Consider the following 9,577-nt stretch of genomic DNA (forward strand, 5'->3'; position numbering starts at 1 on the left):
GCGAGTTCGCGCGGACCCGAGGCGGCGAACAGCGTGGTCGGCCGCCCGCGCCCGTCCGCCCCGCGCACGGCGGCCCGCAGGCCCGCCTCGCCGAGCGCGTACGCGCTGCCCTCGTCGCTGCCCAGGTATTCGCACCCGCCGATCACGACGGGTGGTCCCGCGTCCGACCCGGAACTCGCCACGCAGGCCGAGCCGGTACCAGCCACCACCACGACGCCGCGTCCGGACAGCGGCGGCGCGAGCAGCAGCGGCGGTACGTCGCCGGAGACCACGAGCCGACCCGAAAGGCCCTGTTCGCGCGCGATCACGGCCAGTCGGTCGATCGCCCCCGGCGCGGTGTCCATGGTGATCGTCGAGCTCGCGAGCCAGCCGAGCGACGCACCGCCCAGGTCCGCGGCGATCTCGGACAGCAGTCGAAGGAGCGTCTCCTCGGCCGCCGCACCGGCCGACGCGGGGTTCACCGACTCCCGGATGTACCGGATCGTGTCGAGCGCCATGGCCGTGGTGCGCGTGCCGCCGGCGTCGATCGCCCAGTATCTGCCGGCCCGGTACCCCACAGTCGAAAGCCTCCGCGGTCTGTCGAAATCCGATGGTCCAGGTCACGCTACCGGTGCGGGATGCCGGCCGAGGATGGTGAGGGCGCAGTACGGTGGACGACACTCTGGGTCACCCGATACGGACGGAGCGTCGATGCGGCACGGCGGCGGTGTGCTCGGACTGGTGGCTCCCGCGACGAGTTGGGGGCTGTTCTGGGGTGGTTGGGCCGCGCTGATCCCCACGCTCAAGGACGAACTCGCGCTGGACGACCGGCAGCTGGGCCTGGCTCTGTTCGCGGTCCCGGTCGCGGCGGTGCCCGCGATGTTGCTCACCGGGCCGCTCGCCCGGCGACTCGGCCCGCGCACGTTGCCGCTGGTGACCGCCGCGTTCGCGCTCGGCACCCTGGCCGTCGCGGTGGTCGGATCCCGGTGGACGTTCGCCGCCGCCCTGCTCCTGATCGGTGCGGCCAGCGGCGCGATCGAGGTGGCGCTGAACGCCACCACGGCCGCACGCGAGGCGCTCACCGGCGAGCGGCTGTTCAACAAGGTCCAGGCGGCCACCCCGCTGGCGATGGTGCTCGCCGCCCCTGCGGTCGGTCTGGCCCTGCATCTGGGCGCATCCGCGCGGGCGATCCTGGTGACCATCGCCGTGCTGGTCGCACTCAGCGCGGTCCTGGCAATCGATCGGCGGCGGTGGCAGGAGCAGGACCCCGGGCCGGACAGCCCGGCCGACCGCGCGCACGGCCGGCTCCTGGTCGCCCTGCTGGTGGTCGGCTCGGTCGGCGGCACGGTGCTGCTGATGGAGAACACCGTCGAGCAGTGGGGCGCGATCCACCTGGCGGACGACCTCGGCGCGGGTTCCTTGCTCGCCGCGTGCGGGCCGGCCGCCTATATGGCGGGCCTGTCCGCCGGTCGCATGCTCGCCCAGTGGCGCGGCGAACGGATCGGCGACCGTACGCTGGTGCTCGTCGGCGGCGTGTTGGGCGGGCTCGGACTCGCCCTCGCCGCAGCGGCCTGGTCCACCGCGAGCACGCTCGCCGGGTTCGCGCTCGCCGGCGTCGGGCTGGCCCCGGTCGTCCCAACCCTGCTCGCCGCGACCGGGCGCGCGGTCGGCCCGAAACGGCGCCCACAGGCGATCTCGCTGGTCACCACGGTGTCCTATGCGGGTTTCCTGGGCGCTCCGCCACTGGTCGGCACGTTGGCCGGGCACCTGGGTCTGAGCACCGTCCTCGGCATCGTCGCGCTGTGCGGAGTCGTGGTGGTGATGGGCAGTCAGTCGCTGCGGTTGCTGCCGGCCGAGGGGACGGGTGACCCGGAGACCGGCCCGGGTACGAATCCGGCGGTGGACCCGGCGGACCCGGTGGATTCGGCAGGCCGGGCCGATCGCGCGGACGACCGGGATCCTCCGGGACGGCAGGACGATTCGGGTGATGGCAACGATTCGTCGGACGAGCGAAGTTCACCGAAGGGGTCGCGCGGGGCGAGCACATCGAGCGGTCCACACCGACCCGACCGGCCCAACCGACCGAACCGGAAGGGGGTTTCCCGATGACCCGGGTCCTGGTGTTCGGGTCGGGGTACATAGCCGGGCACGTCGGCACCCGGTTGACCCGCCTCGGCCACGGTGTCGTGCTCGGCTCGCGGCGCCGCCCGCGTACCCCGGAGACCCGAGGGCTGCGCTGGCTCCCGGTGGACGTCGCCGATCCGCGGCAGGTGCGTACCGTCGTCGACGCGGTCCGTCCGGACGCGGTGGTGGCCGCCCACGGGCCCTCGGACATCACCTGGTGCGAGGCCGATCCGGCCACAGCGGCAGCCGTACACGCGGCGGGCGCCCGGCACGTGGTGGCCGCGCTCGCGGGCCGGGCCGCGCGGACCGTGCTGATCTCCACGGACAACGTGTTCGCCGGGCACGCGGACAGCTGTACCGAATCCGATCCGACCGCGCCGGCCAACGCCTACGGCCGCGTGAAACTGGCCGCCGAGGCCGCCTATCTGGCCACCGGCGACGCGCTCGTGCTCCGGGTCAGCCTGGTGTACGGGTGGGACCGGGCCGGTCTGCGGCCGAACTTCTTCACCACGTGCGCCGAACGCCTGGCCGTGGGCGCGCCGGTCGCGGTGCCGGACGAGCACTGGAACACGCCGGTGCTGATCGACGATGTCGCCGCCTGGACCACCGCGCTGCTCGATTCGCCGCACACCGGCGTCGTGCACCTGGGCGGTCCGCGTCGGCTCTCCCGGGTCCGGTGGGCCCGGCACATCGCGGCAACCTACGGCGTCGACCCCGCGTTGGTGACCGCCGTCCCGCAGGGGAACACGGCGTACGCGTGCCGCCCGCGCAACGCGTGCCTGCACAGCGAGCGCGCCACCCACCTGCCCGAACTGCGTGGCTTGGCCCCCGTGGACGTCTTCGCCGCGGACGCCGCGCTGATCGCCGCGCCGGCGGCGCACTCGCCTGCCCCGCACAAGAGCCCGACCGTCCCCGACACCACACCCACCCTCGACGCTTCAGCCGCCTTCGACGCCTCAGTCTTCGGAAGGGACCAGCCCTGATGGACCGTCATCTGTTCCTGGCCAGCAAGCGCGCCGCCGTCAGTTTCGCCCCGGATCCCGATCGCGGCACGCTGCGACCATGGCTCGCCCCGGGTGGTACGGGAAACGTGGTCGCCGAGCAGGCGGGCGTGCTGGACGTGACCTGGATCGCCAGCGCGGATACCGACGACGACCATCGAGCCGCCCGGGAGAATCCGAACGGCCTGGAGCTGCGGCTGCGTTCGGGCCGAGACATCCGGGTCCGCCTGCTCCGCCACGATCGGGACACGTTCGAGGTGGTGCAGAACTTCTTCACCGCACAGCTGATGTGGGCCGCGAACAACTACGGCTGGGACAAGTGGAAGACGCCGACCTTCGGCACCGAGACCTACGCCGCGCTGGACCGGTTCGCCGAGTTCACCGAGGACTTCGCCGGTGCGCTGCTCGCCGACTCGGCCGACGTCTCGGACCCGGCCTACCTGGTACACGACTACCAACTCGTCGGCGTTCCGGCCCGGTTGCGCGCGGTGCGAGCGAACGCGCCGATCCTGCTCTTCGTGCACATCCCGTGGCCGTCCCCGGACTATTGGCGAATCCTGCCCAAGGCGATGCGGGTCGGCATCCTGGAGGGCATGTTGCCCGCGACCACCATCGGTTTTTTCGCGGAGCGGTGGTGCCGCAACTTCCTGGACTGCGTGGCGGATCTGATACCGGACGCCGAGGTGGACCGGAACGCGGGCGTGGTGCACTGGCGCGGTCGGCGCACCGGGGTGCGCACGATGCCGCTCGGCTACAGTCCGCTCGCCCTGGAAGCGGACCGGCCGCGTCTCCCGGAGGGGATCGCGGAGTGGGCGGGCGACGCACCGCTGGTCGTGCACAGCGGCCGGACCGACCCGATGAAGAACGCCGAACGTGCGGTGCGGGCCTTCGTATCGGCCCATCGTCTGGAACCGTCGGTGCGCTCCTCCAGGTTGCTGATCCGGATGAATCCCAATCGGCTCTACGTCGAGGCGAACGCCGACTACCTGCGGCGCGTGGAGTACACGATCGCCGAAGCGAACGCCGAACTGGGTCCGGACACCGTGCGGCTGCACTGCGACAACGAGGTCGAGCACACCATCGGCTGCTTCCGTCGGGCCGACGTGCTGATGTTCAACTCGACGGTGGACGGCCAGAATCTGAGCACGTTCGAGGCGCCGCTGGTCAACGAGCGGGACGCGGACGTGATCCTGTCCGAGATGTGCGGTGCGGCCGAGATCCTGGCCCCGGTCTGTCGCACGGTCAACCCCTTCGACCTGGTCGAGCAGGCCGAGGCGTTGGTCGCCGCGTTGACCGCGCCGGCCGCCGAGCGCAAGGCGGCGGCCGAGCGGCGGCGCCGGGTGGCCGAACCATGGACCCTGGAGGCGTGGGTCCGCACTCAGTTGGCCTGGCTGGACATGGACCACCGCAATGACTGAGCCGGTGGACGGGCCGTCGGCCGGGGCCGTCCAGGTCGCGCAGTACCAATTGGGCAACGCGGTGTTGGTGCGCGGCGAGGGCATCCGCTCGTGGGATTCCACGGGGCGGGAGTATCTGGACTGCGTGTCCGGGACGTTCAATCTGGTGCTCGGGCACAATCACCCCGAGGTGATGGCGGCCGTGCGTGAGCAGACCGAGGAACTGGTCTTCGCCTCTTCCTCGTTCCGCACCGAACCCACCGACCGGCTGATGTGCGACCTGGTCGCGCTCGCGCCGGCCGGCCTGACCCGGGTGAACCTGCGCAGCAGCGGCGGGTCGACCGCGAACGAGGGCGCGATCAAGATCGCCCGGCACCACACCGGGCGGCGTGATGTGATCGTGCCGTTCCGGGGTCACGTCGGGCAGACCATCGCGGCCACCGCGTTCAACGGCAGCAGCCGGATGCGCGCGCCGTTCCCGGTGCACGCCGCCGGCGCACTGCACGTGCCCGATGCGTACTGCTTCCGCTGCTTCTATCGGCAGACCCCCGACACCTGCGGAATGTTGTGCGTGGAGCGGATCGAGGACTTCATCACGTACGCGAGTTCCGGCAGCGTCGCGTGCGTGTTGATCGAGCCGATCAGCGGGATGGGCGGCAACATCGTGCCCCCGCCGGGGTATTTCCAGGCGCTGCGGGCGCTGTGCGACGAGCACGGGATCGTGTTGATCTTCGACGAGATCCAGACCGCGTTCGGCCGCACGGGCGAGATGTTCGCGGCGGACCACTTCGGGGTCACCCCGCACATGATGACCGTTGCCAAGGGCCTGACCGGCAGCGGCCTGCCGCTCGCGGCGATCCTGACCGAGGAGCGCATGGCCGACTGGGACCGGTCACTGCACGGCTTCACCTACGGCGGCCACACGCTTGCCGCGGCGGCGGCGGTCAAGACGTTGGAGATCGTCCGCCGACCCGGGTTCCTGGCCAACGTGCGCCGAGTCGGTGCGATCCTGAGCGAGCGCCTGAGTGTGCTCCGGCGCGAGCATCCCGTGCTCGGCGACGTGCGGGGGCCGGGCCTGATGATCGGTGTGGAACTGGTCCGCCCGGACGGCGCGAAGGCGCCGGAACTGGCCCAGGCGTTCCAGCGCCACCTGCACACGCGGGGCGTCCTCACCCGCGTGTCGGAGCATGGCCTGGGCAACGTGATCGAGTTGCGCCCACCGCTGATCCTGACCCCGCCCGACGCGCACCTGATCGCGGACCGGTTCGGCGAGGCGCTGGAGATGTTGCGGACGCGGACGGCAGGTACGACTCCGGCGGCGCGCACGGCTCGGGGGGCGTGGGCCGCTCCGGCGGCGCGGGCGGCCCCGGGAGCGCGGGCGGCGGCACGGTCGACCCCGGGGGCGTCGGGCTCACCGGTTCGACCGGCCGAGTCCGTCTCGGCGACCTCGACCCCCGCCCCCTCGGACTCGTCGGAATGAGAGTCGAGTTGGGCCCGGACGGCCCCTGCCTGCGGCTCGACCGGCCGGACCCGCCGGCGGGTGAGCATCGGGTGCTGGTCCGGGTCGAACTGGCCGGCCTGTGCCGCTCCGACCTCAAGGAGGTGGCCCGCGAGCGCCACGGCCCCAGCCAGTTCGGTCACGAACTCGTCGGCGTGATCGCCGAATCCACGCTTGCGGATCGGCTGCCCACCGGCCTGCGGGTGGCCCTGGACCCCAACGTCCGGCTCACCCGGACCACCGGCTTCGCGACCGAGATGTACGCGGCCGGGCCGGCCGACCGGCTGCTCACCGCACTCCCCCTGGTCCCGGACCGACTCCCGTCCCGCCAGGCCGTGTTCGCCGAGCCGCTCGCATGCGCCGGACACTGCGTCGCGGCGTTGGCCGGACACCTGGGCGCGCCGCCGGCCGGCCGCCGGGTGGTCGTGTTCGGTGCGGGCGCGGCGGGTCTGCTCATTGCCCGCCTCGCCGAACTGGCGGGCGCCGACGTCACGTTGGCCAACCGCAGCGCCGACCGCGCGAAGTTCCTCCGGGACCGGGGTTTCGAGGTGAGCGCCATCGCCACGCTGCCGGCCTCGGCATTCGACGCGGCGGTGATCGCAACCAGCTTCGTCCGCCCGGACATCCTGGCCGAGGCCCTGCACGTACTCGCCCCGGCCGGCCTGGCCCTGCTCTACGGCGGCACCGCGCCCGGCGACGAACTCCCGGGCCTGCCCGTCGACCTGGACCACGTGCGCCGGCACGAACACGCGGTCCACACCACCTGGTCCGGCCGCCCGGTCACGGTGGCCGGCAGCTACGGCACCACCCCCGCCGACTTCACCACCGCCCTGGCCACCCTCCCGAACCTGCCCGTGGAACGCCTGATCACCGAGGAGATCACCCTCCCCGAACTCCCCGACGTCCTCCGCGACCAGATCACCGGCCGTCCCCTGGGCAAAACAGTGATCCGACCGTGAACCCGAGGGCGCGGGCGGGGGTGCGTCATAGGATCCCGAAGATGACGATGTCCCTGGGCGATACCGCCCGCAAGCTCCTCGACGCGGCTCACCCGGCGGTGTTGGCCACCGTGAATGGTGACGGCGGGCCGCAGACCTCGGTGGTGTGGGTCGGGCGTGACGGTGACGACGTGCTGATCTCGACGCAGGCCGGCCGGCTCAAGGAGCGCAACCTGCGTCGTGACCCGCGCGCGAGTCCGACCATCCACGATCCGGCCGATCCCGACGTCTCCCTGGAGGTGCGCGGCACCACCACGATCACCGAGGACGTCGACCGTCGGCTCGCCGTCGCACTGGCCGAGAAATACGAGGGCCCCGGCGCGGGCGAGGAGTATCCGGCGCTGCCCGCGGAGTCCGTCCGAGTCGTCGTCCGCCTCACCCCGACCCGACTCACCGGCGCCGCGGCGAACTGAGCGGCCTCCACACCGTCGCGCGGTCCGGACCGCACGAACCAACGGTACGGAGTGCGTCGCACCGACACCGGCGTCACGAACCCGGGGTACCGAATCCGCGCAGTGCCCAGCGGGTGCCGTTGCGGGTGAGGTCGACCCGGGCCAGCGGTCCCGCGTCCAGGTGCCAGAACACGCTCGCGGGGGCGCGGAGCGCGTGCACCGCGACGGCGCGCGCGACGATCGGATGGGTGATCGCGACCAACCGCCCGTGCCCGGCCTGCGCCTGTTCGTCGAGCCAACTCGCGGACCGGGCCAGCACCGAGGCCAGCGACTCGCCACCGTGCGGGGTCGCGTCCGGCTCGGCAAGCCACGCGGCCACCCCCGCCGGGTCCGCGGCCAGCACCTCGTCCAGCGTCCGGCCGGCCCAGGTCCCGTGATCGCAGTCGCGCAGCGCCGGCTCGACCAGCGCGTCCGCCAAGCCGAGGGCGATCGAGGTCTCCGCGCAGCGCAACTCCGGCCCGCGCACCGCCCGAGGCGGCTTCCCGCCGGCCATCGGCGCCAACCGCTCGGCCGCCGCCCGACCGTGCGCGGTGGGCGGCTCGTCCGCCGGGAAGGCGGCCCGCCCGGTGGCAACGGTGGCGGCATGGCACAGCAGGGTGACCCGGGTACTCACGACGTGCCCCCGCGGTCGTGGCGCAAGACCGGCTCGACACGGCCTGCCCGCTTCACCCGATCCACCCCGTTCATCACGATCCATCCCGCCCGATCCGCCCGATCCACCCGGTTCAAGACTTGCACAAAGATCCCGCCCAACGGCCCGCGCCCGTTGACCCCGTCGGCGGCCGGCCCCTAGATTCCGATCGACCTCGCGTCGCGACGAGGAAGCCGGTGAGACTCCGGCACGGGCGCGCCACTGTGATCGAGCCACCGACCCCGCGCGAGCGGGACCCGGCGGCCGTGAGTCAGACCCTCCCGCGACGCACCCCGTATCCGGGCGCGTTGCCCCGAAGGAGGATTCCGTGGCTCAGGCCGCCGTTCCCCGTCCCGCCGTCACACCGATCACGATTCCGGTCAAGGCGATCCTGCCCTGGGCCGCGTTCGCCGGGGCATTCCTGTTGTTTCTGATCTACTTCGTCGCCTCCGAGCAGGGCGCGGTCGCGCTCTTCTCGGGATCGGGTGTGCACGAGTTCGTGCACGACGGACGACACCTGCTCGGCTTCCCCTGCCACTGACGGCTGCGCGGTCCACCGCGCGGCACGTACGGAAGGACAGGTAGCGACCCGTCGACGAGGCGGGTCGCCACACAGGAAGTCGACATCACGCATGGTGCGAAATCTGTTGATCCGCGGCATGCTCACCGGCGTGCTCGCCGGGGTTCTGGCGTGGGTGTTCGCGTGGGTCTTCGGTGAACCGGAGGTCCGCAACGCGATCGCCTTCGAGGAACACGAGGCGAGCGCGCACGGTGACCATCCCGAAGAGGAGATCGTCAGTCGGGGCGTGCAGAGCACGATCGGCATGCTGACCGGCGTGGGGGTGTACGGGATCGCGATCGGCGGCCTGTTCGCACTCGTCTTCGCCTTCGCGTACGGCAGGATCGGGCCGTTCCGACCCCGGGCAACGGCCGGGCTGCTGGCGCTGCTCGGGTTCGTGACGGTGATCGTGGTGCCGTTCCTGAAGTACCCGGCGAACCCGCCGGCGGTCGGCGACCCGGACACCATCGGGCGGCGCACCGCGCTGTACTTCGGCATGCCGGCGCTGTCCGTGCTGTTGGCGGCGGCCTCGGTACTGCTCGCCCGACGGCTGACCCCGCGTCTGGGGGTCTGGAACGCCGTCCCGCTCGCGGTCGCGGCGTTCGTGGTCGCGGTCGGCGTGGCGATGTGGGCGATGCCCACGGTGAACGAGATCCCGGCCGAGTTCTCGGCCACCGTGGTTTGGCGCTTCCGGGTGGCCTCGCTCGGCATCCACACCATCATCTGGACCACGTTCGGCCTGGTCTTCGGCTTGTTGGCGGAACGCGTCCTCTTCCCCGTCGCCGATCCGCGACCCGAATCGCGGGTCCCGGCCGCCGCCGGTTGACCGGATCGGCTCACCCGTGCCGTGGCCGGCGCCCTCACCTGCCACGACACCGAGCGTCGATCTTCGTCCCGGATCCCGGTCCAGACAGCGACACCGCCAAGGCGATCGCGGC

General features: G+C 72.3%; 9 protein-coding genes and 1 pseudogene. 8 read left to right on the forward strand and 2 right to left on the reverse strand.

What is annotated here, in order from left to right; genetic code table 11:
* Positions 1 to 557, reverse strand: a pseudogene (locus tag ABZS54_RS40250) (hypothetical protein); the annotation flags it as partial.
* A 133-nt stretch (positions 558 to 690) separates the two neighbouring features.
* Between ABZS54_RS40250 and ABZS54_RS40255 the strand changes: the two are divergent.
* The 6 genes from ABZS54_RS40255 to ABZS54_RS40280 are packed head-to-tail and all read left to right on the forward strand — an operon-like array spanning position 691 to position 7,410.
* Positions 691 to 2,088 carry an MFS transporter gene (locus tag ABZS54_RS40255; RefSeq protein WP_355547543.1) on the forward strand — a complete coding sequence of 466 codons (1,398 nt, stop codon included), beginning with the start codon at positions 691 to 693 and terminating at the stop codon, positions 2,086 to 2,088.
* A complete protein-coding gene (locus ABZS54_RS40260; RefSeq protein ID WP_355547545.1) occupies positions 2,085 to 3,086 on the forward strand; it encodes a sugar nucleotide-binding protein in 1,002 nt (333 codons plus the stop codon). The genes ABZS54_RS40255 and ABZS54_RS40260 overlap by 4 nt, the downstream gene beginning before the upstream one ends.
* Entirely contained in the window at positions 3,086 to 4,522 is a 1,437-nt protein-coding gene (locus tag ABZS54_RS40265; RefSeq protein WP_355547548.1) for a trehalose-6-phosphate synthase, read from the forward strand. Before ABZS54_RS40260 ends, ABZS54_RS40265 begins: the two co-directional genes overlap by 1 nt.
* Entirely contained in the window at positions 4,515 to 5,981 is a 1,467-nt protein-coding gene (locus ABZS54_RS40270) for an aspartate aminotransferase family protein (RefSeq protein WP_355547551.1), read from the forward strand. Before ABZS54_RS40265 ends, ABZS54_RS40270 begins: the two co-directional genes overlap by 8 nt.
* A complete protein-coding gene (locus ABZS54_RS40275; RefSeq protein WP_355547554.1) occupies positions 5,978 to 6,958 on the forward strand; it encodes an alcohol dehydrogenase catalytic domain-containing protein in 981 nt (326 codons plus the stop codon). The genes ABZS54_RS40270 and ABZS54_RS40275 overlap by 4 nt, the downstream gene beginning before the upstream one ends.
* Before the next feature lie 41 nt (positions 6,959 to 6,999).
* The gene (locus ABZS54_RS40280) at positions 7,000 to 7,410 is read left to right on the forward strand and encodes a PPOX class F420-dependent oxidoreductase (protein WP_355547557.1); all 411 of its coding nucleotides are present in this window, start codon (positions 7,000 to 7,002) and stop codon (positions 7,408 to 7,410) included.
* Between the two features lie 73 nt (positions 7,411 to 7,483).
* On the opposite strand, the gene ABZS54_RS40285 is transcribed toward ABZS54_RS40280, so the two are convergent.
* The gene (locus ABZS54_RS40285) at positions 7,484 to 8,062 is read right to left on the reverse strand and encodes a histidine phosphatase family protein (RefSeq protein ID WP_355547560.1); all 579 of its coding nucleotides are present in this window, start codon (positions 8,060 to 8,062) and stop codon (positions 7,484 to 7,486) included.
* A 346-nt stretch (positions 8,063 to 8,408) separates the two neighbouring features.
* Here ABZS54_RS40285 and ABZS54_RS40290 point away from each other — a divergent pair, with 346 nt between their 5' ends.
* Positions 8,409 to 8,621 carry a CbtB-domain containing protein gene (locus tag ABZS54_RS40290; protein ID WP_020550021.1) on the forward strand — a complete coding sequence of 71 codons (213 nt, stop codon included), beginning with the start codon at positions 8,409 to 8,411 and terminating at the stop codon, positions 8,619 to 8,621.
* 91 nt (positions 8,622 to 8,712) lie between these two features.
* A complete protein-coding gene (locus ABZS54_RS40295) occupies positions 8,713 to 9,465 on the forward strand; it encodes a CbtA family protein (RefSeq protein WP_355547563.1) in 753 nt (250 codons plus the stop codon).
* Positions 9,466 to 9,577: the final 112 nt, after the last annotated feature.

This window comes from Embleya sp. NPDC005575 (genome assembly GCF_040605455.1).
Lineage (GTDB): Bacteria > Actinomycetota > Actinomycetes > Streptomycetales > Streptomycetaceae > Embleya.